General features: G+C 68.8%; 23 protein-coding genes and 4 pseudogenes. 9 read left to right on the top strand and 18 right to left on the bottom strand.

Annotated features, from left to right (window positions below):
- Nucleotides 1-297 (bottom strand): hypothetical protein (locus tag AMK10_RS38085; protein WP_443333124.1); only part of this gene is annotated, 297 nt, incomplete at its 3' end.
- On the opposite strand from AMK10_RS38085, the pseudogene AMK10_RS20570 reads away from it, so the two are divergent.
- A pseudogene (locus tag AMK10_RS20570) lies at nt 238-620 on the top strand (site-specific integrase); the annotation flags it as partial. The gene AMK10_RS38085 and the pseudogene AMK10_RS20570 overlap by 60 nt on opposite strands.
- A gap of 34 nt (nt 621-654) precedes the next feature.
- On the opposite strand, the gene AMK10_RS20575 reads toward AMK10_RS20570, so the two are convergent.
- Nucleotides 655-1,647: a GlxA family transcriptional regulator gene (locus AMK10_RS20575; protein WP_073749375.1), complete on the bottom strand. Its 993-nt coding sequence runs from the start codon at nt 1,645-1,647 to the stop codon at nt 655-657.
- 52 nt (nt 1,648-1,699) lie between these two features.
- Between AMK10_RS20575 and AMK10_RS20580 the strand changes: the two genes are divergently transcribed.
- Complete coding sequence (locus AMK10_RS20580; protein WP_073749376.1) at nt 1,700-2,095, top strand: cupin domain-containing protein; 396 nt, start codon at nt 1,700-1,702, stop codon at nt 2,093-2,095.
- 151 nt (nt 2,096-2,246) lie between these two features.
- On the opposite strand, the pseudogene AMK10_RS38705 reads toward AMK10_RS20580, so the two are convergent.
- Nucleotides 2,247-3,051: pseudogene (locus tag AMK10_RS38705) on the bottom strand (Tn3 family transposase); the annotation flags it as partial.
- 481 nt (nt 3,052-3,532) lie between these two features.
- Between AMK10_RS38705 and AMK10_RS20595 the strand changes: the two are divergent.
- From AMK10_RS20595 to AMK10_RS20610, 3 genes are all read left to right on the top strand, one after another.
- Entirely contained in the window at nt 3,533-3,904 is a 372-nt protein-coding gene (locus tag AMK10_RS20595; protein ID WP_274535351.1) for a TetR family transcriptional regulator C-terminal domain-containing protein, read from the top strand.
- Between the two features lie 665 nt (nt 3,905-4,569).
- The gene (locus AMK10_RS20605; protein WP_073749379.1) at nt 4,570-5,190 is read left to right on the top strand and encodes a hypothetical protein; all 621 of its coding nucleotides are present in this window, start codon (nt 4,570-4,572) and stop codon (nt 5,188-5,190) included.
- Nucleotides 5,191-5,636: 446 nt separating this feature from the next.
- Complete coding sequence (locus AMK10_RS20610) at nt 5,637-6,173, top strand: hypothetical protein (RefSeq protein ID WP_073750113.1); 537 nt, start codon at nt 5,637-5,639, stop codon at nt 6,171-6,173.
- A 169-nt stretch (nt 6,174-6,342) separates the two neighbouring features.
- On the opposite strand, the gene AMK10_RS20615 is transcribed toward AMK10_RS20610, so the two are convergent.
- The 11 genes and pseudogenes from AMK10_RS20615 to AMK10_RS20660 all read right to left on the bottom strand — a co-directional run bounded on the left by AMK10_RS20615 (nt 6,343) and on the right by AMK10_RS20660 (nt 14,623).
- A complete protein-coding gene (locus AMK10_RS20615; RefSeq protein ID WP_073749380.1) occupies nt 6,343-7,158 on the bottom strand; it encodes a hypothetical protein in 816 nt (271 codons plus the stop codon).
- A gap of 160 nt (nt 7,159-7,318) precedes the next feature.
- Nucleotides 7,319-7,525, bottom strand: a complete 207-nt coding sequence (locus AMK10_RS38525; RefSeq protein ID WP_073749381.1) for a hypothetical protein — start codon at nt 7,523-7,525, stop codon at nt 7,319-7,321.
- Between the two features lie 215 nt (nt 7,526-7,740).
- Nucleotides 7,741-8,826, bottom strand: coding sequence for a hypothetical protein (locus AMK10_RS20625; RefSeq protein WP_073749382.1), 1,086 nt, complete (start codon nt 8,824-8,826; stop codon nt 7,741-7,743).
- Between the two features lie 13 nt (nt 8,827-8,839).
- The gene (locus tag AMK10_RS20630; protein ID WP_073749383.1) at nt 8,840-9,859 is read right to left on the bottom strand and encodes a hypothetical protein; all 1,020 of its coding nucleotides are present in this window, start codon (nt 9,857-9,859) and stop codon (nt 8,840-8,842) included.
- A 152-nt stretch (nt 9,860-10,011) separates the two neighbouring features.
- Nucleotides 10,012-10,287, bottom strand: a complete 276-nt coding sequence (locus tag AMK10_RS38095; protein WP_241839614.1) for a hypothetical protein — start codon at nt 10,285-10,287, stop codon at nt 10,012-10,014.
- Between the two features lie 19 nt (nt 10,288-10,306).
- Nucleotides 10,307-10,414, bottom strand: a pseudogene (locus AMK10_RS38710) (transposase); the annotation flags it as partial.
- Nucleotides 10,415-10,593: 179 nt separating this feature from the next.
- Nucleotides 10,594-11,196, bottom strand: a complete 603-nt coding sequence (locus tag AMK10_RS20640; protein WP_158070889.1) for a hypothetical protein — start codon at nt 11,194-11,196, stop codon at nt 10,594-10,596.
- A 471-nt stretch (nt 11,197-11,667) separates the two neighbouring features.
- A complete protein-coding gene (locus AMK10_RS20645) occupies nt 11,668-11,853 on the bottom strand; it encodes a hypothetical protein (protein ID WP_073749386.1) in 186 nt (61 codons plus the stop codon).
- A 190-nt stretch (nt 11,854-12,043) separates the two neighbouring features.
- Nucleotides 12,044-12,751, bottom strand: coding sequence for a hypothetical protein (locus AMK10_RS20650; RefSeq protein WP_073749387.1), 708 nt, complete (start codon nt 12,749-12,751; stop codon nt 12,044-12,046).
- An 82-nt stretch (nt 12,752-12,833) separates the two neighbouring features.
- Nucleotides 12,834-13,190, bottom strand: coding sequence for a hypothetical protein (locus AMK10_RS20655; protein ID WP_143194973.1), 357 nt, complete (start codon nt 13,188-13,190; stop codon nt 12,834-12,836).
- Nucleotides 13,191-13,696: 506 nt separating this feature from the next.
- On the bottom strand, nt 13,697-14,623 hold the full coding sequence (locus AMK10_RS20660) for a helix-turn-helix transcriptional regulator (protein WP_073749389.1): 927 nt from the start codon (nt 14,621-14,623) through the stop codon (nt 13,697-13,699).
- Between the two features lie 265 nt (nt 14,624-14,888).
- On the opposite strand from AMK10_RS20660, the pseudogene AMK10_RS20665 reads away from it, so the two are divergent.
- Both AMK10_RS20665 and AMK10_RS20670 read left to right on the top strand, forming a co-directional pair.
- A pseudogene (locus tag AMK10_RS20665) lies at nt 14,889-15,904 on the top strand (zinc-dependent alcohol dehydrogenase family protein).
- Between the two features lie 33 nt (nt 15,905-15,937).
- Nucleotides 15,938-16,348, top strand: a complete 411-nt coding sequence (locus AMK10_RS20670; RefSeq protein ID WP_073749390.1) for a (R)-mandelonitrile lyase — start codon at nt 15,938-15,940, stop codon at nt 16,346-16,348.
- Here AMK10_RS20670 and AMK10_RS20675 read toward each other — a convergent pair whose 3' ends face one another.
- From AMK10_RS20675 to AMK10_RS20690, 4 genes are all read right to left on the bottom strand, one after another.
- Complete coding sequence (locus tag AMK10_RS20675; RefSeq protein ID WP_073749391.1) at nt 16,349-17,086, bottom strand: SDR family NAD(P)-dependent oxidoreductase; 738 nt, start codon at nt 17,084-17,086, stop codon at nt 16,349-16,351.
- A 280-nt stretch (nt 17,087-17,366) separates the two neighbouring features.
- Entirely contained in the window at nt 17,367-18,272 is a 906-nt protein-coding gene (locus AMK10_RS20680) for a S41 family peptidase (RefSeq protein WP_073749392.1), read from the bottom strand.
- Between the two features lie 265 nt (nt 18,273-18,537).
- Nucleotides 18,538-19,206: a hypothetical protein gene (locus AMK10_RS38100; protein WP_241839615.1), complete on the bottom strand. Its 669-nt coding sequence runs from the start codon at nt 19,204-19,206 to the stop codon at nt 18,538-18,540.
- A gap of 220 nt (nt 19,207-19,426) precedes the next feature.
- The gene (locus tag AMK10_RS20690; protein WP_073749393.1) at nt 19,427-19,885 is read right to left on the bottom strand and encodes a winged helix-turn-helix transcriptional regulator; all 459 of its coding nucleotides are present in this window, start codon (nt 19,883-19,885) and stop codon (nt 19,427-19,429) included.
- A 108-nt stretch (nt 19,886-19,993) separates the two neighbouring features.
- Between AMK10_RS20690 and AMK10_RS20695 the strand changes: the two genes are divergently transcribed.
- Both AMK10_RS20695 and AMK10_RS20700 read left to right on the top strand, forming a co-directional pair.
- Complete coding sequence (locus AMK10_RS20695; protein ID WP_073749394.1) at nt 19,994-21,151, top strand: MFS transporter; 1,158 nt, start codon at nt 19,994-19,996, stop codon at nt 21,149-21,151.
- 250 nt (nt 21,152-21,401) lie between these two features.
- On the top strand, nt 21,402-22,898 hold the full coding sequence (locus AMK10_RS20700) for a cryptochrome/photolyase family protein (RefSeq protein WP_073749395.1): 1,497 nt from the start codon (nt 21,402-21,404) through the stop codon (nt 22,896-22,898).
- Nucleotides 22,899-23,023 lie beyond the last annotated feature (125 nt).

The following is a 23,023-nucleotide window of genomic DNA, read 5'->3' on the forward strand; positions in this document are numbered from 1 at the left end:
ACCGGCGCCGACGGCGCCCAGGATCAATGCCCAGAGAAGGACGCGCTTACGAAGGAGTTCGAAACCTGCGCGGCCGAACATCTGGCGCTCCAGCATCCTGATCCGGCTGACATCACCCTCGACAACTCCGGAGTTCCACAACTGCGAGCGACCCGCCCCACGACGGTCTACCACCGTCGAGGCCACCGGCCGCGCCGACCAGCTCGGATCGTCGTCGGCACCGACTTCCACGCCGGGGACCCCGGCACCGCGCGGCTCCTGCCCCGGCTGCCGCGCGGCCGCGTGTTCGTCACCCACCACCGCCCCGGCCCCGGCCCAGCAAGGTCGTTTCACCGCGTGACATGTGCCCGGACACCGGCCTGGCCCCTCTCCTGTACGGCCAGGCCCCCGCTGTGCCGGACGAGCACACCGCCGTACCCCGCCCCGGGACCGGCTGGGACCTGCACAAGTACCGTCACTCCGCCCTGACCCACCTCGGCGGGCAGGGCGCCTCCCCGCTGATGCCGACGGCGCAGTCCCGGCACGAGAAGCCGGAGAACGTCCGCCGCTCCGTCAAGTCCTCTCCCGAGGCGGTCTCGGAGCCGACAAGCCTCCTCGCCCCTGGCGACAGCAGACAATGAAGCACACATGGTTCGTTGGCAGCGATGCTCGCCTTCAGTCCGCCTCCGGCCCGAACCGGCGCTCGTACGCCGATGGTGTGATGCCAAACTCGCGGCGCATCAGCGCGCGCAGATTGGCAGCGGTGCCCAGCCCACTGCGCCGCGCGACCACCCCGAACCGGGACTCACCTCGCTCGATCAACCGGCAGGCCAGAGCAAGCCGTTCCCCCGTCAGCCACGCCAGCGGCGTCGTGCCCAGTTGCGCCTGGAAGCGGCGATGCAACGTCGCCGGACTCACCGCCGCACGCGCCGCAAGGCCGGCCACGGGCAGCGGTGAGTCCAGCCGCCCCTGGGCCCAGGCCAGGACAGGCGCCAAGGACTCGTCCGGCAGATCGGGCACGGGACGCTCCACGAACTGCCGCTGCCCACCATCCCGGTGCGCCGCGAAAACCAGCCGTCGGCTCACAGAATTAGCGACCTCCGCACCATAGTCACAGCGGACCAGATGCAGCCCAAGATCGAGCGCAGCCGCACTGCCCGCAGCAGTGAGGATGTCCCCGTCATCCACGAACAGCACATCCGCCTCGAGCCGGACAGAAGGGAAGCGGGCCCGGAACGAATCCGCCCACTGCCAGTGCGCGGTAGCCCGCCGCCCGTCCAGGACTCCGGCCTCGGCCAAGGTGAAGGCACCACTGCAGAAGCCGACCAGACGCGCACCGCGCGCGTGTGCCCGGCGAACGGCGTCGAGCACAGCAGGACGGCGGGGCACATCGGTGTCCGGCCGGTTAGGAACGATCAAGGTGTCCGCCGCGTCGGCCGCTTCCAGGTCGGCGACTCCCGTGAGCGTGAAGAATCCGTCCCGCATCAGTGTGCTGGGCTCGGGCGAACAGAGCCTGAAGTCATAGAGATCACGGCCGATCTCCGGCCGGCGCAGACCGAAAACCTCCGTCGCGCAGCCCAGCTCGAAGGGGTTTGAGTTCTCATCCACGATCACGACGACACGGTGCACGCCCGCCGCGCGACCTCTGTGCGAGGATTCTTTCGTCATGTGCAATTCCTAGCACTCACAGCAGCCAAGCAAAACTGCTCAGGATGAACACATGAGCAGCGAACCCATCACCCTCACCAAGGCTCTGGCCTCCTTCGACGCCTTGTGGAGCCCCCGCATCGTCACGCACGTCAACGACTACGACGTTCGTATCGCCAAGGTCGAGGGCGAACACATCTGGCACGTACACGAAGACACCGACGAGTTCTTCCTGGTCCTCGACGGCGAGCTGCACATCTCCCTGCGCGAGCCCGACGGGGAGCGCACGGTCCTGCTCCCACAAGGGGCGGTGTTCACCGTCCCCCGAGGCACAGAGCACAAGCCGTACGCTCCAACCGGCGCCGCAATCCTCATGTTCGAGCCCACCGGAACACCCACCGTGGGCGATCGCCACGACGAAATCCCAGAGCACGTCGACTCGACGACCGGACACGCACTCAGCACCTGACCCGACAGACTTCGAACACACCACCGCCCCCTGACCCGACAGGCTTCAAACACACCACTGCCCACAGCATCAGCCTGCCGCCGAGTCGGCCACGTTCGCCGGCCGACCGGCGAACGTGGCACGGGACCCAACCCTCGCCGATGCCCGGAGCACGCAGAAGACGCAATCCACCAGGCCGGCCGGGAAGCCGGAAAGAACACCGGCCCAGCACATTGATGTGGTGGCACACGAACGGGAACAGCCGAGCAATGCCCTCCTCACGCACCTCGAAATCGTCGGCGCACAGCCGGGCGAAAACGGCTTCCGTATAACGGGCGTTGAACAACACGAGCGCGTCGAGGACCAGGCCGAGCACCCCGATCAGGTCCTCCATGCCGCACCTGGCAACACTGCCTAAGCTGCCCCGCCCACCCGCGGAAGATCTTCCGGGCGAACGCGCAGCGGCCATCCCGGAGGCCGGCCTGCACCTTGGTCTGCCGCCGACAGCCGGGCTCCTCGGTGAAACGCAGGATGCGCAGAGCCATCACGACCCACCCGTACTGCGTGATCGCGTCGCCCAGCAGGATGGGCCGCCCACCCCGGGAAAGCACCCCGATGACGCCGCAGACACGGACAACTCCCGTACGGATGGAACCGACCACCCGCAGAACGACCTCCCGGTGACACTCGATCCAAACCCACATCGATCCAGCCGCAAGCTGCATCACGGAACGCGCCATCATCGGCCATGCGGCCGACCCGCCACACCTACCGGCCCGGCAGGTCCCCGAACTGCGAGGCGCAGGCGAACCCGGCCAAGGCCACCAGCCCTAACACCATGCCGCTGCAGGCCCCGGTGTCGGCAACGATCATCTCGGGGCGCTTGCCGCCGTCGCGGTCGCAGAGGACGTCCACGACGTACAGGGAGCCGCGCGGGTGCCGACCACGGCCTTCCCGCCCAGGCCCGCCGCTTGGTCGCCATGTCACGGGCACTGAGGGTCGCAAGATATACGTGACCGGCTCGATCACCACCAGGGAAGACCTCTCAACAGTCCTGGCGGCGGCCGAGGGAGTCTTCGTCGCACCGGACCCCGAGCAGGCCCGGTCCCTGTTTCCCCAGCCTGCGCAGCCCTCCTGCGCAGCCGGCCCGCCCGGGCAGGAGCCGTTCAGCGACTGCTGCCTCCCGGAGCGAGCAGAGCGAGCCGTGAGTCCGGCGATCACCTCTGGGGACGGCCTGCAGTGCCTGCGCCCTCGCCGAGCGGGTCGACAAGGGCGCCGCCCGCTCGCCACCGTCGCGGACAACAAGATGGGCGGCGCGCTTGAACTGCTCCGGGGCGACTCGGCGGTGAACACTGCAACCGATCCGCTCCCGACGGTCAAAGAAGCTATCACTTCGGCTCGAAGGAGGCGCTGCTCAACCAGGCACTCTTCAAGGCTCTCGACTCGGGAGACCAGGCGTTGGGGCCCTCGACGGGCGCTGCCGACCTTGACGCGTTGTGGCGTCGCCTGATCGAGGCGTTCTCGGTCAACAACAAGACCTTCTGGCTCGCCAATCTGGAGACAGTCCTGCGAGCGCAGCGCGATCCGGAGCTACGCGAGCAAGTGGCCGCCGGGCTGCGGCAGGGACGCAGTGGCATGGCGCGAGAAGTCACCGGAACCGCCGAGACCGAGCTCCCCGAAGCGACGATCCGCACCGTCGGCTCCGTGCAGCTCGCCCTCGTCAGCGGCCTGATGATGCAGCATCTCACCGACCCCGAGTCCGCACCCACCGCCGACGAGGTGCTGGCGGGCCTGCGGGCCATGGCCACCTACCTGCCCGAAGAGGCGTGAGACTCGGTCCCCTAACTGAAGGCACCCTCAACGACCAGCAAGCAGCAGCCCGCGGTGCGAGAGTCCGCGACGGCCGCCGACGTACGCACCGCGCACCTCGAAGGCCGCTCGATCGCGGCCCCGCCCGCAACCACCGGGTCAGCCGCGGCGCGATCCGAACCGCCGTCGCCGACCTCCTGCCCAACCACGCCGCCATCGAGGGGGACGCGCCCGCACATCCGCTGGTCACGCTCGACATGCCGGGCAAGGTCGCCGACCACCTCCGCACCACCGATCCGGAGGCCGCCGCGCTCGACCAGGGAACGCCGGTACGGCGCCACCAGGGCTACATCCTGCGCGTCAGCACCATCCCCTACGTACCGCCAGCTCCTCATCCACCGCCAGCCGCTCGACGGCGGCCACGGCCTCCCCGCGAAGCCGGACCAGGGCAAAGCCCGCCGAGAGTACGAGAACCGGGTCAGCACGCTCAGCCCCTGAACAAGATCGTTCTCAGTGCCAACCGCTGTCCCGATGCCCCCCGAGGCCGGACCAGCACGCCGCTCCGCGGCCTCGCCGAGGTTCGCGCCAAGGCGGGTCGCCGCCGCCAGGGCACCCACCCGAGCGTCCCGCAACCATCATCGACAGTTCTTCTTGTCACTCAAGATGGCGACAGGTAATCTTGTCGCATGAACGATGTGATCCCGACCCCTGACAGGAACGACGAGAACTTCTGGACCACCGTGATGACTCTGGCGGAGCCCGCCTGGTCTGAGCCCACCGAGGGCGACTCGTTCGCCATGGACGACAAGGTCCTGGAGGCGGTCCGGGAGCTGGCCAAGGGGATCTCGACCCGAGCTCTGGCCTATCGCGCCGCCGACAAGCCCTTCGACACCGGGCTCATGGCCGCTCCCGATGTGCAGCTGGCCATGCTGAGGTCGCTGTACGAAGCCAAACTCTCCGTCGACCGACTGGCCGAGAGCGCCGCCACCGTCGCCGGCCGTAGCGGAGCCAACTACGCGCAGCTGGGCGCGGCCTGGGGCGGCATCAAACGCCAGTCGGCCCGCCTCAAGTGGCCGCACGCAGTGGCCAAGAAGGCTGCCGGCAAGTCCGTCCCCCTTCAGTACGCGGGCGGCGCCGCCGTCATCCACCATGACCCGGATGCCGACGCCTGGTGGTTCACCGCCACCGCCGCGGACCAGCAGGAGAAGGAGTCCGAAGCCGTCCACGCCTCCTCCGCCGAGGCCATCGCCGGGGCAACCGAGTTCCTCTTGTCGCACACCCTTCCCGCCCGGCAGACGCAGGCCTGACCCCGCTGCCGCAGCTGCGCGAAGCATGGGAGTCGGCCGCCTGAGCCGGCTCCCACGCCCCCAGCCGATCTCTGAACTGGCCCCACGACTGCCAGGCTGACGGCCCTGGCCTCGGCGGATGGTCCGGCCGGGGGCGGCGGCGCCTTCGCTGTACGCCTCGACGACGTCGGCGGCCTCGTCCAGGTCGAGCGGGGCGGGGCGGCCGAGGGTCTTGCCGGAGGGTTCGGTGGCGGCGACGCCTTCATAGGTACTCTCGCTGATCATGTCGCGCTTGGCTTTGTTCATGAGAACGGACAGCAGATGATCATCACCTCCGGAGGAGGTACGAAGAATCTGTTTGATTCTTCGCAAATGATGGGTGCTTCCTCTCGCTGGTCAGTCTGGAGCACGGGGCAAGAGTCGGGACGGTAGCCACCGTGACACCTTCGGCCCACTACCATGCGGCGATGTCAGACTTCATAAAGCAACTCCCCGCCCTGCTTGGGGTGCTGATCGGAGCCTTCGGCTCGTACGTGGTCGTCATGCGCGGCGATCGGGCCAGGTTCCGTCGCGAGCACGCAGCCCGATGGCAGGAGCGGCAGCTCGCGGCCTACACCGACTACGCGCTCACGCTGAAGAAGACCGTTACTCTCCATCGCCGCGTGGCAGCGCATCTTGGTCTCGACGCCTATCCACACCCCCTCCCGCTCACAGAGGTAACTCCCCTCCTGGTCGACGCCGCCGACACACGGTCCGCGGCCGGCGAAGGGCTGCTGATACTCGGCTCTCCGGAGGTCGCAGAGGCTGCACACGGATGGGCGCTCACCGTGATGGAGGTCGAGCATCTCCTGCACACTCCTGGCTGCACCGCAGACGCGTGGTCGGACCAGATGGGGAAGCAGCGAGCGGCTCGGGAGAAGTACTACACGGCGATCCGGCGCGACATGGAGCTGCCGCCCGGGCACTCAGGGCGGTGGCAGGTCCCGCCAACTCAACCTGCCTGAGTCACGGCAGAGTCATCTCGAACTGGGTGCCGTCGTAGCTGCCGAAGAGCAAGTTCGGCTGCTGCGCCGTTCGAATCCTCCGGCGCTCTTGCTGCCCCGGAGTGGTGAACAATGCTGTCCATTCTCAGGGTCTGGCTCACTTTCCGTGAAGCGTGCACCGTGAGTGACATCAGGCGTGGCAGTGGAGCCGGACGAGGATTGTGTCCCCGGGAAGGTCCGCGAGGTACGCCTCGCTGCCTCGCCATGCGGTGGGCTTCGGAGGGGCGTGAGGGCAAGAGCCAGGATCGCAGGAGGCGTGGACGGCGTTGATGCCGCCCTCCAACCACCAACCGTCCAACGTGAGCACGTCCGTGTTCGGCGGGTGTGACGCAGTGAGTTCACGGATGTACTCGGCACGGGTCCCGTCGTAGCCGACCACCGGGTGCTCCTGGGGATCGGCAGGGCCCACGAACCCGAGATACCCCATGTTGAGACTGAAGGGGTGGTCGAGGTAGGCCCCGATCAGCGGCTGGGCCCGATAGGCGGAGAGCATCTCGTCTCCCCACCGGTCACCAGGGAATGCGTCCGGATCGTTCCACCAGCGGTCGACGAAGACCGCGAGGCGAACGGCCGGAGGATGGAGGGCGGACAGGCTGTGCCACAGGTCCCAGGAAGCGGCAACCGCGCGCTCGGAGCCGAGGTGCGGCTGCGAGAAATCGAGCAGGGCACGCGGTCCTCCGGCGCAGACGCCCGGGGCGCTGGGGCGGGGCGAACCGTCGTATCCAGGGTCATCATGGATGAGTCTGGGGTCGCCCCGGTATCCAGGGGCGACCGCGAAGCCCATGCCGTCGCTGCCGCCACGAATATGGCGTGTGTCCCACATGCCGCGGTCGACGGGGTTGTCATCCGTATCCAGGTAGAAAGGCGCGAGAGCCTCTCCGAGCGCCCCTTCGATGTCGCCTGCGGCCTCGCCCGGAAGACACACCGTCACCCATACGCCGGCCATCACCCCTCCTTGCCCGTCGGCAAACAGCATGATCGCACGCGTCCCGAGACGTGCCACAAGCCAGGTCGCCTGCCGGCGTTGGGCACGGCGGCAGGAAGACGCAGACAGGAGCCGTGGTGGGCCGCCGCACCCAGCGCAAACGTCACTCAGGGTGCACGCTTCACGGAAAGTGAGCCAGAACCCCTCTCATGAACAAAGCCACGCGCTGGAACTCCAGCACGGCGGCGAGGACGTCGACGAGCCGGGAGACCGTGGGGTCGAAGGCCACCGGTCCGAGCACGCCGGGTTCGGCCCGCAGCGTCCCGACATCCCCGCGGCAGTCCCCACCCGGCGCGACCGCGAGGTGCTGCGTCTGAACGTCGCACACCTCTCCGGACGGCCAGCCACAGCCACCACGTACGAGCACGTGGAGCACTGGCTCCGCTCGGGCTACTGCACGATCGTCTGGCACCGCACCCGTACGTCGGGCACGCTCGTCGACCTGGTCGCCGCCGACTCGATGCCGTGCCCGGCCTGCGTCGCGCTCTACGGGCCGGGCCCGGGACGCGTCGCGCGCCCGGGCCCGGCCCGTACCGATGCAGGTCAGCGGACCTGGACGGATGCGACCAGAGTGTTGAGGTCCGGCCAGAGCTTCTTGTTCGTCTCCGGCAGTACGACCCACAGCACCGAGGGGCGGACCCGCCCGGTGTCGACCACGAGGACCGCGTTCAGGTCCATCGTTGAGGGCACCCCGCGCTTGTGGAAGTGGATCTCGCTGACCAGCAGCCAGGCGTCATGTCCGTCGACCTTCAGTGGCTGCGAGGCGACGTCGACCAGGATCGCCTGGTCGCGGGGGTACTCGTAGCGCCGCCGCTCGTCCATCACCGCGCCCGCCACGCCCCGCAGCTCCCCGGTGCCGCCGGCCGCGGCCATGATGTCCTCGTCGACCTGCGTGGACTTCACGAGTGCGCGCTGGCGCCCCTCCTGCTTGCGGGTGAAGCCGTCGAAGACCGGATCCAGCGTCTTGCTCCGGTCCCACGTGCCGCCCATCTCCGCGTACTCCAGGGAGGAGTCCGTGACGGTGCCGATGACCGGCGAGCCCTCGCCCGGGTAGTCGGGCACCTCGACGGTCCCGGTGAGCCGCCGCTCCTCGGGCAGCGGGGAGGCGCCGGGGGTGAGAGTGGGCACGGGGATGCCCCGCTGCGGGGCATCCGCGGTGCTGCCCGCGCAGGTGGCGGACGAGGAGTCCGGCGTGCTGTGCTCCTGCTGGACCACCTTGCCGCCGACCAGCACGGTACACGTGAGAGTGCCCCCTTCCTGGTCCTCGCGGCTGCTGACGTCCAGATAGAAGTCGGCGCCCGCCGCCAGCTCGACGGTCTTGCGGTACGGCAGGATGACGACCCCGTGGGGCTCGTGGTTGCCGTTCGCCTCCCCGACGGTGAGGTTCACCGAGGGGTGGTCGCCCGTCGCGATGTAGGTGACCTCGACCCGCCGGGATTCCTTGTCCGGGGATGCATCGTCGTCGCTCGGGTCGCCGACGGCCAGGGCCAGACCCACCGCGCCGAGCATGACCACCTCGAAGAGGATCACCAGGGCGCCGACCAGGTAGAACCCGCCCGGGATCCGGTCGAAGGTCTTCTTGCCGCGGCCGGAGTGGAACTCGCGTCTCGGCTGGGATGTCTGCGTCATGTCGTCCTCCCCCTCACGCCCGGCCGCTGTCGCCGGACCGGCGGTCGGCCGGCTCGTCGGCGAACCGCGTGGCCAGCAACCCCGCCTCCCGTGCCTCGTCCAGCATCCGGTGCAGGTCCTGGAGCCGGGACCGGTCGGCGAGCCCTTCGATCTCGGCGACGGCCAGCTCGTCCCGCACCGTGTTCACGACCAGCTCGTGCATGTCCTCGCCAAGTTGCTCCAGCTCTCTTACGGCCTCCCACTCGCGGTAAGCCGCGTCCGCCGCGCGGGTGTTCTCGGCGTACCGCTCCAGCGCCTCCACCCGCTCCTCCAGCGCGCTCGACGACAACCGCAGCGCCTGCCGCTGCGTCCGCAGCACCTCCTCCACCCGCGAGCCGGAGGCGTCCCCGGCAGCGGTGCGCACCTTCCGCGCCAGCCGGGTCAGCTCGGCCAGGCGCTGGGCGATCTCGTACTGCTGGGCCGGCAGTGTTACGTCGTTGGCGATGTCGTCCAGCAGCCCCTCCCGGTCGACCTGCGACTGGAGTACCGCAGTCACGGCGGCCTGGGCGCGCTCCATCCGGCGCAGCGGCGAGTGGCCCAGCAGCTCGCGCAGGGAGTCGTCGCCGAAGTCCTCGGCCAGGTAGTAGCGGCCGTGGCGCAGCCGGGCCACCCGCTGCCGCTCGTCGGTCCCGCAGCCGAGGACGACGATCAGCAGCCAGGCCAGCAGGTGCACGCCCACGACGGTCAGGATGAACGTCGTGGGCCCGAACTGAACCCCGACCCAGATCAGCCCCGCCTGCGCCGCGAGTCCGACGGCCAGGCCAAGCCACACGCCGATCAGCGTCCACAGGATGGTCACCGGCAGTAGCGCGCACACCGCGGAGACCCCCAGGGCCGTCCAGATGTCCGCCTTGGTGCGGCCGCCCAGCCCCGGCTCCTCGGGCAGCGGCAACGTGGCCGGGAAGAGCCCGTCGGCGGAATTTTCCAGCAACGCGCGCTCCGCGTCATCGAGGTCCGGATCCACCACCGGCCGCAGCGCAATGTCCTGCGCCATTCAGCAACACCCCCCACAGGTTGGGGAGATCGTGACACACGTCGAAGGGCTGGCCACGCCCACCCCTGTTCCCGGCCGCCGACTGAGACGGCGCGGACCCGACGACAAGCTGCCTTCGCCTCTTGCGCCGGCTGACGCCGCGGATGGAGTGCTCACGCATCACGCGGGCAACGCGGGGCGACCTCCAGCACCCGGCACAGCAAGACGATCGGATAGGTCGCCTTCTCCGCATGGATCAACCGGTACAGCTCGCTCACCGGGCGTTCTCCTTCACGAAGAAGGCCGTCGCTTTCTTTCAGAATCTCGATCGTCTGCTGCTGTTCGCGCACCTCCTTGCGCACCGCCTTCAGCTCCTCGCGCTCGGCGCTGGTCAGCCCACCGGACGCGCCGTCGCCCCCGGTCCGCCTTCGCCCGTCGGTACCAGCCACGCAGGGACTCGGAACTGATGCCGAGCTCCCGGGCAACAGCGGTGACCGTCTTGCCCGAGGAATCGACGAGTGCGATCGCGTCCCACTTGAACTTCTCGGTGTACCGCTTCGTGTACTTGCTTCCCACCAGGTGCTACTTCCTCTGGAACCTCAAGATCACAGCCTCCAGGTGTCCACGATCAAGGGGAAGCTTCACCCCGCGGACCAGCCGCGATCCTGCACTGCGCAGGGTGCGCCTTCCAGCCGCAGTGGTAGTGCAGTCGACATGCACGCAGATGTCCTCTGCAGGTCTCCGGTCCACAACTGTCACGGGCCGGGAGCGTCCTCGCTCCTCTCGTGCTCCCTCCGCCGCTTCCAGCCCTCCAGGGCCACCTCGGCGACCAGCCGGGTGCGCACCTCCTCCAGATGCTTCATCGTGTAGTCACCAAGGTTCTCGTCGATGCCGTAGAGCGTTCCCCGCTCGGCTTCGATTTCCTCCTCCAGGAGGTCCAGGGCCTCCTGGAAGTCGCCGTTCAACTCCAGCGCACGGACCAGGTCCGTGCGTATGGACCGCGTCTGGTCCCTCCGCTGCCGGCCCAGGGCCTGGGACTCGGCATACAAGACTTGCAGCAGGCGCACTCCCTCGGCCGCTTCGCCGTTCTCGGCGAGGAACTGGGCCAGGCTCGCCCGCCAGCGGTGGGTGCTGACGTGGTCGGGGCCCAGCACCCTGGCGGAGTCGTCCACTCCTGCCCGCGCTTCGGCGACGGCGCCGTCCAGGTCACCGACCCTGCGGCGGCACCAAGCGAGTGACGATCGACACCCCAGGGTATCGGGGGCGTCGGCCCCGAACTCCGCGATTCGTTCAGCCACTTCCGCCTCGGCCAGCCGCAGGATCTCGGGGTGCCGCTCTTCGTGGAGGAGCCAGGTCAAGACCATCGAGCGGACGGCGAGGGTGTCGGGGTGCCAGCGGCCCAACTCCCGGGTTAGGTACGCGACGTCCTCGTGCACGTCCGGCCAAGGCCGGGCCTCCGGCCGCTCCCCGTGCCGGAAACGGCGCCTGACCCGCCAGGTGCGGACACTGCGCCGCGGTGTGCGCTGCTTCTCAGACGTGCCCTGGTCGCTCCGACTCCCCCGCATCTCCGTCATCAGAACCCGCCTCCGCTGTCCATCCGCGTCTCCTCGTCCTTGGCTCGTACTCGCTGCGCCAGGTCCAGCAGGTCACGCTTCTCTGTGCTGACGGCCCCTCGACCGGGTGCGCCGGGAGCCGGCGGTAGTACGCCGCGAACCGGTCACGACGCATCGGCCAGCAGCGTCGCACAAGCTGGCCCCGTGGCGCCCCCATAAATGCCCACAGCACCAGACAGCACCACGCGCCGCTCACGATGAGCCGCCGCTGGTCCACTACTCCTGTCGCAGGAAGACCACCTGGACGGAGGTCCAGAAGGTGAACAGAAGCAGGGTCACGAACGCGGCGCCTGCGAGTGAGGCCCTTGTGCGCAGCGACCAACGCGGCACCTTGAGATCCTCGGCCTGCGGGAAGGCGTCGCGCCTCCGCTCGTAGTCCGTCTTCCGCGATAGTCTTTTCACAGGAAGACGACCCTCTGACTCAACTCCGCGCCCCCTGTTCTCCGGAAGCCCGTCGATTCCTTCCCTTCCCAGACGACATCCACGAAGCCTTCCTCACCCCCGGATACGCGCTCATCTGCTGGAGGCGTCTTGCCGCAGCACGACCGTGGCCGGTACCTGCAGGAGATGATCCGTGATGTACGGGAGCCCGTCAGTGCACGCGATCCCCACACGACGCCGGAAACAGCAAGGCACCTGGCGGTAGTTCGCCCGGGTGACGTGCGATCACCCGCAAGCATGCTTCCCGAGAGCCGTCCGCGGGTGGGTACTCAAGGGTGAGTTCGCGCAGCATGGTGATGTCGCCAGCAAGATGCATTTCCGCAGCGTGCACGCCGCCGGGGAGACAGCCGGCCAAGATACCGAAGGCTGCTGTGTCATTGTTTTCGGCGACACACTCGCCGATCTCGAAGCTCCAGTGGGATGCCGCGTCGGCCAGTAAGGCCTTGCCCCTTTTGCCCAGCCCGGCAAGGAGGTCGGTGCGATCTCGCAGATGGTGGGCGATGGCACAGCAGATGGGCACCGCGGTGCCGCCAGGAACCGCCACCCTCGTGTACCCGGCATGCGGATGGCACGACAGAGCCTCATCAAGCAGCCCCAACGCGGTGTCCTGTGCCGCCGGGTGACCCCGCTGGGCGATGTCCAGGAGAAGTGGGGTCGCCATCACAGCCGCTGGGAACACCGCGCCGCTGTGCCCATGAACAATTCCACCGCCGCCGAGCTGCGAACCGGCTTCGGCCGCCTGCACCAAGTTCGCGGCCTCGAAAAGGGCACGAAGACCACGGGCAACACGCTCCGGTTCGTACCAGTCGGGATGGCCCGGTACAGAGCCCCAGTCCACGGCGTCGATCTCATCCAGCACGGCAGCATCCTCGCACGCGGCCGCTGGACACCGTCCAACCCCAACGAGGCCTTGAGGGTCATTCCGTGAGAGGTTCTGAGTGTCAGGCCCGGGTCGGGCGCACGCATGCGCCTGGAGCCGCAGCGGTGATGTGCTTCTCGGCGTAGGGGTCGACTGACGCCCATTTCTTGGTCTTCTTCAGGTCCTCGTAGAAGAGCGGATGGATGAATCCGTCGGCAGGTGCGGTGCAATCGTCGTTGATTATCGCCGTCGTGTGTGTCTGCGGGTGCAGCTTTCCGTCACGGACGAGGGTGTCGAGCTGCCGGTGGACGACCACCCTGGCGACCTCAAGGCCATGTGGGTTGATCTGCTTGGCACCGCCCGTCTTCACCAGCGCGTGGACGAGGGTGTAGTCGGCCTGCACCGATAGCTCGCCCGACGGTGTGACCTCGTACGTCATCGTGCCGCCCCGAGTATCGCCCTGCGACGTCGGGTTGCCCGCTCCCGCCTGAGCGTTTCCTCACGGCCTGGAGCGTTCTGCTCCGCGCGCAGGCGGGCTGCGAAATCCGCAGGATCGATCGACATGCTTCCTCTCCCCCACCGCGCCGTCCCCACAGCGCGCCTGAGGGCAGAGCCTCTCACACGCCGATCATTCCTGACCTCGAGGCTCCCTTTGCTGCGGCGGGGCGGCAGGAGACCGCCTCCGAGGCAGTCATCTCCACCCTCTTCGAGAACGTCACGGCAGCGCAGGGCACCTGAACTCCACCACGGGCCGCCGCAGGCCTGGCTCACGGGACGCGTCGGCGGTCCCGCGTTTCGCCTCGGCGGACTGAGAGCTCTGACCACCATGCGATCGTCCACGCCCGAAGCCGTGTCCCACGTGCCCGCACGTAGTTGCTCCAAGTAGCAGCGATCCTTTGATGTGCCCAGATCCGCGGTGCTCGCGGCCGTCGTGCAGCAGTTCCGTCACGTGCCCGGACTCGGCGAAGGCGCGGATCCGGAATTCGGGCCGGCGGAGTCCCGCACAGTCGGGGAGTTGTCCTCGGTGGCGGCGAGCGAGGCGAGCAGCCGCAGGCCTTCCTCGGAGGGTGAGCCGGGTTCGGCGGTGTAGATGGTCATGTGGAGGCCGAGGTCGGCGGACAGGTCCAGGGTTTCGTAGGCGAGGATGAGCTCGCCGATGGCGGAATGCTGGAACCGTTTCGTGCCGGTGCCGTGGCGGCGGACGTTGTGGGCGCCCCAGCGGGTGCTGAACTCCTCCACCCGGGTGGACAGCTCGCCGACAAGGTCATGCAGGTCCTTGTCGTAGGGGTTGCGGCCGGCCTGGGCGTGGAGGTTGGCGACGGCCATGTCGGCGAACAGGTCCCAGTCCGGGTAGAAGCGGCGTGAGGCGGGGTCGAGGAACTGGAAGCGGGCGAGGTTCTGCTGATTGGCCGGGTTCGCGAACAGGTCGGTGTAGAAGGCGCGGGCGAGTGGGTTCGAGGCGAGGATGTCCAGTCGGCCGTTGCACACCACTGCTGGCCCGGCCGTGATGGCGTCGAGCGTCCACTGAAGGCTGCGGTGGACCTGCTCTCGGCCCTTGGTGCGGCGCCGGGGGCGGGTGAGGACGTCGGTGCCGTCGGCGGCGTGGGCCAGGTTCAGCAGGTGAGCGCGCTCGGCATCGTCGAGCTGCAGGACGCGGGCGACGGCTTCGAGGACGGCGGGTGACACGCCGGCGAGATTGCCGCGCTCCAGTTTGGCGTAGTACTCGACGCTCATGTCCGCCAGAGCCGCGACCTCGCTGCGGCGCAGTCCGGGGACGCGTCGGCGGGCGCCGGTGGGCAGCCCGGCCTGCTCGGGGCTGATCTTCGCTCGCCGCGAGGTGAGGAACTCGCGGACTTCCTCACGGTTGTCCATGCCCTTCACGTTACGGCGTGACCGGTATGAGAGGGATGCACTGGCAGTACACCTCTCACTGGTAACTCGCTGCGTACGCGAAAGGGCGGTTTCCTTGAGAGCAGGCAGCCCCCGAGCGGCGGGTGCGCCCTCAGGGGCAGCACCGCCGGTAACCGCAGCAGTACGTTCTCGTGTCTGCGCCGGCGACTGCCTGCCCTGGCCCGCGGCGGCCGGACTGCCGCCCGGACCACGCCCCTGTGATTACGGCATGTAAGGAACCAATCTGATGCGCGGAGCAGTGATCCACGCCCCCGGCGACATCCGTTTCGAGACCCTCGACGACCCGAAGATCCTCAAGCCGACCGATGCGATCATTCGCACTGCCGTCACCTGCGTGTGCGGCTCGGACCTGTGGCCCTATCGCGGCGCGGAGCCGACCGAGCAGGCCCACCCCATGGGCCACGAGTACGTCGGCTTTGTCGAGGAGGTCGGATCCGAGGTCAGTGCGGTCAGGCCGGGCCAGTTCGTCGTCGGTTCGTTCGCGACCTCGGACAACACCTGCGCCCACTGCGCAACGGCTTCCCGTCGAACTGTCTGAACCGTGAGTTCATGTCGACCTGCCAGGCCGACTACGTTCGCATCCCCAACGCCCAGGGCACCCTGGTCGCCACGGACGGGGTGCCGGACGAGAAGTTCTGGCCCGGCCTGCTGGCCGTCTCGGACGTCATGGGCACCGGCTGGTGGGCCGCGGACGCGGCCGAGGTGAAGCCCGGCTCCACCGTGGTCGTGGTCGGTGATGGCGCGGTCGGCCTGTGCGCCGTGATCGCGGCCAAGGCGATGGGCGCCGAGCGGATCATCGCCATGTCACGCCACGCCTCCCGGCAGAAGCTGGCGCGTGCATTCGGTGCGACCGACATCGTCACCGAGCGTGGCGAGGACGGCGTGGCCCGGATCAAGGAGATGACCGGCGGGATCGGCGCCGACTCCGTCCTGGAGTGCGTGGGCACCGCCCTGGCCATGAGCCAGGCGCTGCGCTCCGCACGCCCCGGCGGCAACGTGGGCTTCGTCGGTGTCCCGCACGAGGTCGCCGTCGACGGACAGGAACTGTTCTTCTCCCACGTCGGCCTGCGCGGCGGCCCCGCCCCGGTGCGCCGCTATCTGCCCGACCTCATCGAGCGCGTCCTGACCGGTGCGATCGATCCGGGCAAGGTCTTCGACCTCACCCTCCCGCTGGACCAGGTCGCCGAGGGCTACAGGGCGATGGATGAACGCCGCGCCGTCAAGACCCTCCTCAAGCCCTGAGCCTCATCCACCTCCAGAAAGAGGAGACACACCTTGCAGATCACCCGAAGCTCGATCAACACCGCCAAGGGCCCCGCGGACTGGTTCACCGGCGACGTCTACATCGACGCCGTCGCCGCGGCCCCGGAGCCCTCGCGCGTCAGCGCCAACCTCGTGCACTTCATGCCCGGCGCCCGCACCCACTGGCACCGTCACCCGCTGAGCCAGACCGTTTTCGTGACCGAGGGCGTCGGCCTGTGCCGGCGCCGCGGGGGCCCCATCGAGGTCATCCGGCCCGGTGACCGCGTCCTGTTCGAGGCCGACGAGGAGCACTGGCACGGCGCCGCGCCGAACCGTCTCATGGTCCACCTGGCCATCAACGAAGCGGACGCCGACCACGACGTCGTGCACTGGCTGACCCCCGTCACCGACGAGGAGTACGCAGCCGCCCCCGCCACCGACTGATCAAGGACCCACCTCGATCTCGGCGCCGGTCTCCTCGGCGAGCACCCGCAGGAGACGATCCTGGAACGCCTTGTCGTGCACGGCCGCATGGGGCTGCTGCCGCTGCCGGTGGTACCAGTAACCACCTGTGGCCCTCGCCTGAGGGTCATCACTGGCAGCGAGCCATTCCTGGGTCTGATGACCGAGTTCCAGATCGTCGGGCGCACTCGGGCCGCCCATCTTCGTCGGTACCCAGCCCGGGTCCACGGCATTGCTCGACGTGCCGGGCCGCAGCCGCGCCACCGCGGCCGCCAGGGCGGTCACGAACAGCTTGCTGTCCGCGTACGATCCCGGGCTCCGCCCCAGCCAGTCGACTCTGTCGAGGGCGGGTCGGCCGCTGAAGTGGGAGCCGCTGCTCAGATACACCAACCGGCCGGGCGTGGGCGTCAGGGCCGTGAGCAGGTACGGGGCGATGACGTTGACCGGCATGACGGCCGGTCCGCTCCACACGCCGGCGTTGTGGATGACCCCGTCGAGCGGTGCGGCCTCCTTCAGGGCGGTGGCCATGCGTCGTACGGCGTCGCGGTCGGTGAAGTCGGCCACCACCAGCTCAGCGCCGCGGGCCACCAAGCCGTCCAGGACCTCCGCCCGTTGACGGCTCCGGGCGTGTACCACCACCTGGTGGCCGCGGGACAGCAGCGCATCCGCTGCCGCACGGCCGAGCCCGTCGGTGGAACCTGTCACCAGGATCCGGCTCATTACCGCACCCTCTTCTGCGTCGGCTTCAGGAACACGCGATCCATGTTCCGGTAGCCCCGACGCTACGACCGTGCGGGCCCGTCACGGATGCACCGCGGGTACACCCCTCGTCCGTGGCTCGTCTCGTGGTGCCGGTCCGGCTCCCTGGACGAGACGGCTTCGGCACGCACTGCGGTGGAGACGATCGCCCACTCCGGAAGCCCCATGGAGAAGCGCTCCAGGTCCGTTGGAGAAGCGCTCCGGGTCCGTCATCTGGACTCCGTCGGCCCTGCCGGAGGGCTCAGTCTGTCAGCTGGGCGCGGGCCAGAGTGTGCGCGCGATCGAGTGCGGCAGAAGAATCGCAGGAGACGTCCGGCTGCACACCGGTGCCCTCCCAGTTCGTGCCGGAGACGGGGTTGATGGCACGGCCTATGGGGATCGAGGCCTCCAGATGCGGGTGCACCGTCCAGCCCTCCCGAGGATGCGCGCCGCCACGGGTACGCTCACCGACGACCACCGCGCGCCCGAGCTGCTGGAGGTCGTATGCCAGCTCCTCGGCAGCGGAGAAGGTGTAGTTGCTGGTCAGCACATACACCGGCTTGCTGCCGCCGAAGCGGGCACCGGGGACGTGCGGCTGGCTCCAGGACTGCTCAGTGCGTTCGCCGTCGCGCCAGTACATGGAGTTGAGATGGGTGCGCTTGTCCAGCAGATGGCTGCAGACGAAGGCGACCGCGTCCGGGTCGCCGCCCCGGTTGGCCCGGACGTCCACGATCAGTGCCCGGGCACGGGAGGTCAAGGCGAGTGCGGCGGCCAGGGGTTCGGCTGACCACTCCAGCGGAAACAGCATCGGTGCCAGCTCCAGTACGACGACCCCTCCGTCGAGGAGCTCGACCCGAGGCACTCCGCCGAGCGAGGTGTCGAAGTCCCCGCGGATGGACTTCAGGACCGCCGCTCCCTGCTTCTCAGGCACCTGACCGGCGTGGTACTGCAGGCTCAGATGCCGGTCGCCATTGACGGACTGCAGGTCCGCGGTGACCACACGAGCGAGCTCCTCGGCGCCGTGAACGGCGTAGGCGCCCTCGGCATGACGTCGTCGCAGCAGCTCGGCGAGTTGCCCGGCTGTCTCAGGGAAGACGTAGTGCTCGGTCAGGAGCCGGGCGGTCTCCTCGATGACACGGCCGGGCTGAACCTTCGTCACGATCGTCATGGCACGCAGTAGATCACCGCCCTCGCGAACGGGTCCATACACTCGGCAGCAACCACATCCGGTACACACTCCCGAACGGCGAAAGCAAGCGCCCGCCGGCCGGTCGAACTCGCTGCCCCACAGCACCGCTGCCAGCAGGAGGTCGCCGGCGTCTCGTCCATGCCTGGTATCGCACCTGACCCGGTGTCCCAGCCCACCGCTCCGGGCACTCGGGACGGACCTCACGCCACCAGCACGGTGCTGCCACCTTCGCGAAAGAGAGAAGTCACCAGTCGACGTGGGTCCTGATCCAAGCGGTCAGGCCGTCCTCGTCGTCAGCGGGCGGGAGGTCAGGGCCGCAGGCAAGCGGTGTGAGGGACAGCTGCAAGTGGGTGAGATAGGCGTAGGGGCCGTTGTCGGCAGCCGGCCCGAGAACCACGGCGTGGGTGGGAGTGCGCCAGATTCGGTGGGTCAGGGGTGGGCCGGTGACAACGGCTGCGGAGGACAGCAGCGTCCTCTCCGGGGCCGACCCGAGGTGTTCGGCCACCGATTGTGCCGCTTCGGTGAGAACGGCCTCGCAGTCCTCGTCGGTGCACGGACGGCGGCCACTCCAGCCGGGCAGCTGCTGCCAGTTGTCCATGATGCCGTACAGCCAAGGGCCGTTGTCCATGTCGTCGTCCTCTGGATCGACGGGATACAACTCGGCGAAGACGAGGAAGCGCCGGGCGTCAGGGCGACCGAACGGGTCATAGTCGTCGGTGCACACGACGTGCCCGCATCCGGTCCTGACGGAGTCGCAGACCAGCTCGTGTTCCCAGCTCCATCCGCGCCGCTCCATCTCGGCAGCCATCGCGTCGTCGGTGTCCGGGACGGACGCGGTCGGCAGGGCAAGGAACTCAGCGACCACAGCCGCGGTCAACGGCCGGTGCGCGAGCGCGTGTACGGATATCGGCATGCGGGTGACTCCAGAAGAATCAGAGGAGCGGGGATGAACTGCGGTTGATGCTGCGGGCCAGGAGGTTGTCGCGACCGGTGGTGTGGGCCCGCAACGCTTCGACGTGCTCCGCGGCAGGGGCGCTGTGGCCCTCTGCCGCTCCCACCATCTCGCGGTTGCCCCGGCGCTGATGGCGTAGAGGGCGCGGGTGGCTGGAAGCGTCCGGTGGCTTCCCCTGCGGTCAGCGCTCGTGCAGCACGGAGGTCGTATCGACGTCCACGGGACTGCCGTGCGCGTCGGTGGGGCGCAGCTCCGGGAGCGGCAGACCGTTTTCGTCAACGAGAACTGAGCGAGTCTCATCTGGCGCGAAGGCGTGCCGTTCGCCCCACTGACGCGCAGCCACGATGACGGCGAACAGGTCCCGGCCCGCCTCCGTGAGGACGTAGTTCTGTCGCCGCCCTGTCGGGGCGGTCTGCCGATCGAGGATCCCTCGTTCGATCAGGCGTCGCAGGCGGTCGGTGAGGATGTTTCGCGCGATTCCCGTGCGGTGCTGGAAGTCGGTGAACGCTCGCGCACCGTCCATCGCGTCGCGAATGATCAGCAGGCTCCAACGATCTCCGACCAGGTCGAGCGTGCGCGCGACGGGGCAGGCGGGGTCGGTCCAGGACATCTCCCCGGCACGGGGCACTGCGCGAGCCATCACTCCTCCTGAAAAGTTGCGGATCGAAACCATTCTGCCGTACCTTAATTTTAGTTGCAATTAGCTACTCATTGGGGAGTGTCAGTGAGTCTCGCCCTTGGCCGGAGGATGCTGTTCGCCGTGATCTGCGCGGTCGCGGTCGCCACGATCTATGTGGCGCAGCCCGTACTGGCCCAGATCGGCGGTGACCTGGGCATCCCGGAATCCGACCTGGGATGGATCGTCACCACAGGGCAGCTCGGCTACCTGGTCGGCTTGGCCCTGCTTGTCCCTCTGGGAGACATGTTCGACCGGCGCAAGCTCATTGCCGGACATCTTCTCCTCGCTGCGGCCGGCATGGCTCTGGCCTCGGTCGCTGCGCAGCTGTGGCTCCTGCTGGCCGGGCTGGCCCTTGCCGGCCTGTTCGCGGTCGTCGTTCAGACCACGGTCGCCTTCGCCGCCGACCTGGCCACGGCAGCGGAACGAGGCCGCACACTCGGAGCCGTGACCTCCGGTGTCATCATCGGCATTCTCGGAGCGCGCGTGCTCGCCGGCGGTCTCGCTGCCCTCTGGGGATGGCGAAGCGTCTACGTCGTATTCGCGCTGCTCCTCATCGCGCTCACCTGCTTCGTGCTGAGGCTCCTGCCATCCGATCCGCGCGACGCCCGGGCCACCTATGGCGCGGTGCTGGTCTCGCTGTGTCGCATGTTCCGTGATCGCCTGTTCGTCTCGCGTGGACTGATCGCGTTCTTCCTGTTCGCTTCCTTCGGCACGCTGTGGAGCGGCCTGGCCCTGCCACTCGCGGCCGAGCCGTGGCGTCTGAGCACGGCCCAGATCGGTCTCTTCGGGATCGCCGGGCTCGCCGGGGCGCTGGGCGCCTCTCGGGCCGGGCAGGGGGCCGACGTCGGCCGCGCCAACGTCATCACAGGCGGTGCGCTGGTGCTCCTGATCGCTTCGTGGTTGGCGAACGGACAAGCGGCCTGGTCTCTCTGGGCCGTCATCATCGGCGTGATCGTTCTCGACTTCGCCGTGCAGGCAGTGCACGTCAGCAATCAACACCTGCTCACGGCCGCGTACTCACACCGGACGAGCAGCGTCATCGGCGGCTACATGCTCTTCTACTCCTTCGGCTCCGCTGTCGGAGCAACCGGCACCACCGCGGTGTACGCGGCCGCGGGGTGGGCTGGATCCAGCCTTCTCGGCGCTTCCTTCGCCCTCTGTGCGCTGCTTGTCTGGGCCGTCAACCGAAACGTGGCCACCGATGTGCGACACGACGTGCTCGTGTGACGGCCTCGCCCTGTCCCCCGCAGCCCCGTCGCTCTCGGACTGAACCGGCGCCGGTTCGCCGACCCGGCGGCGACACGAACCGGAGACCGCGGAAGATTCCCCCGTCCCGCGCACATGGTCCGCCTCGCCTCGGCGTGGCCTGACGGATGGTTTTCCCGGGCTGTGCTGGTCTGTACGCCGAACACCGACCTCGCCGACGGGCTCGCGCGCTCCGAGCGCGCTCCTGACCGCGGCTGAGAGGACACCCGTCGTGCACTGGCTCTTCGGCGATCAGCTCGGCCCCCATTTCCTGACCCCCGGAGATGACGGGCCCGGGCACGACACGCCCCTGCTCATGATCGAGTCCCGCTCCGTCTTCCGGCGGCGCCGGTTCCACCGGGCCAAGGCCCACCTCGTGCTCTCGGCGATGCGCCATCGCGCGGCCGAACTCGGCAACCGTGTCACCTACGTACGTGCCGACACCTACCGGGACGGCCTGGACCGCGCGGCGCGCGGGGACGGAGTGAGCGTCCACCACCCCACCTCGCACGCGGCCCTCCGCCTGGTCCGTGCCCTCCCTCAAGTGACGGTGGGTCCCGCGCGTGGCTTCCTGGTCCCCATGGAGGACTTCGCAGCGTGGGCGGACGGTCACGGCGGGAAGCGGCTGCGGCAGGAGGACTTCTACCACTGGGTACGTCGCGAGCACGACCTGCTCATGGAGGGCGGCGGGCCCGCGGCGGGCCGGTGGAACCTCGACCACGACAACCGGGAACCCCCGCCCCGCGGCACGACCTCCCTCCAGGTCGGCCGTCCTTACCGGCCCCGGGAGGACGACATCGACGCAGAGGTCCGTCACGACCTCGACCGCTGGGAGCGCGACGGCGACGTCTCCTTCGTCGGACGGGACGGGCCTCGCCTGTTCCCCGCGACCCGCGCGGAGGCGCGACGGGCGCTGCGACGCTTCGTCGAGCAGCGGCTCGCCACGTTCGGGCCGTACGAGGACGCCATGCTCGCCGACGATCCGGTCATGAGCCACAGCCTGCTTTCCTCATCCCTCAACCTCGGCCTGCTCGACCCCGCCGAGTGCGTGGAGCAGGCCGAGCGGGCGTGGCGCGAAGGCCGGGCGCCACTGAACAGTGTGGAAGGCTTCGTGCGGCAGATCGCCGGCTGGCGCGAGTACGTGTGGCAGCTGTACTGGTACTTCGGAGAGGACTACCGCGATTCCAACGCGCTCGGGCACACCGCACCGCTGCCCGGCTGGTGGAGCGAACTCGACGCGGACGCCGTCCGGGCGAACTGCCTGCGCACCGTCCTCGCCCAGGTGCGGGACACAGGATGGACGCACCACATCCCCAGGCTGATGATCCTGGGAAGCCACGCACTCCAGCGTGGCTGGAACCCTGCCGCCGTCACGGACTGGTTCCACCGCTGCTTCGTGGACGGCTACGACTGGGTCATGCTCCCCAACGTCGTCGGCATGTCCCAGTACGCCGACGGCGGCCGGATGACGACGAAGCCCTACACGTCGGGCGGCGCCTACGTGAACCGCATGAGCGACCTGTGCGGTCCTTGCGTCTACCGGCCGGGCGACCGGACCGGCGAGCACGCATGCCCGTTCACGGCCGGCTACTGGGCCTTCCTCGACCGGCACCGTGAACGGCTGGCCGGCAACCACCGAGTCGCCCGGCCGGTGCGGCAGCTCGATCGGCTGACCGACCTCGCGGAAGTGCGCGAACAGGAGGACGCGCGGGGTGACACGCCGCCATGACCCGCGCGCCGTTGCGCCGCTGAGGTGAGTTCGGACAGCAACAGTGCGATGGCGGGCAGAAATCAGCGCATCCGTATCAGGGCACCCGGCGGAAGCACTGTCGTGCGGATGACCGAGAGTGCGAG

This window comes from Streptomyces sp. CB02058 (assembly GCF_001905505.1).
Taxonomy (GTDB): Bacteria; Actinomycetota; Actinomycetes; order Streptomycetales; family Streptomycetaceae; genus Streptomyces.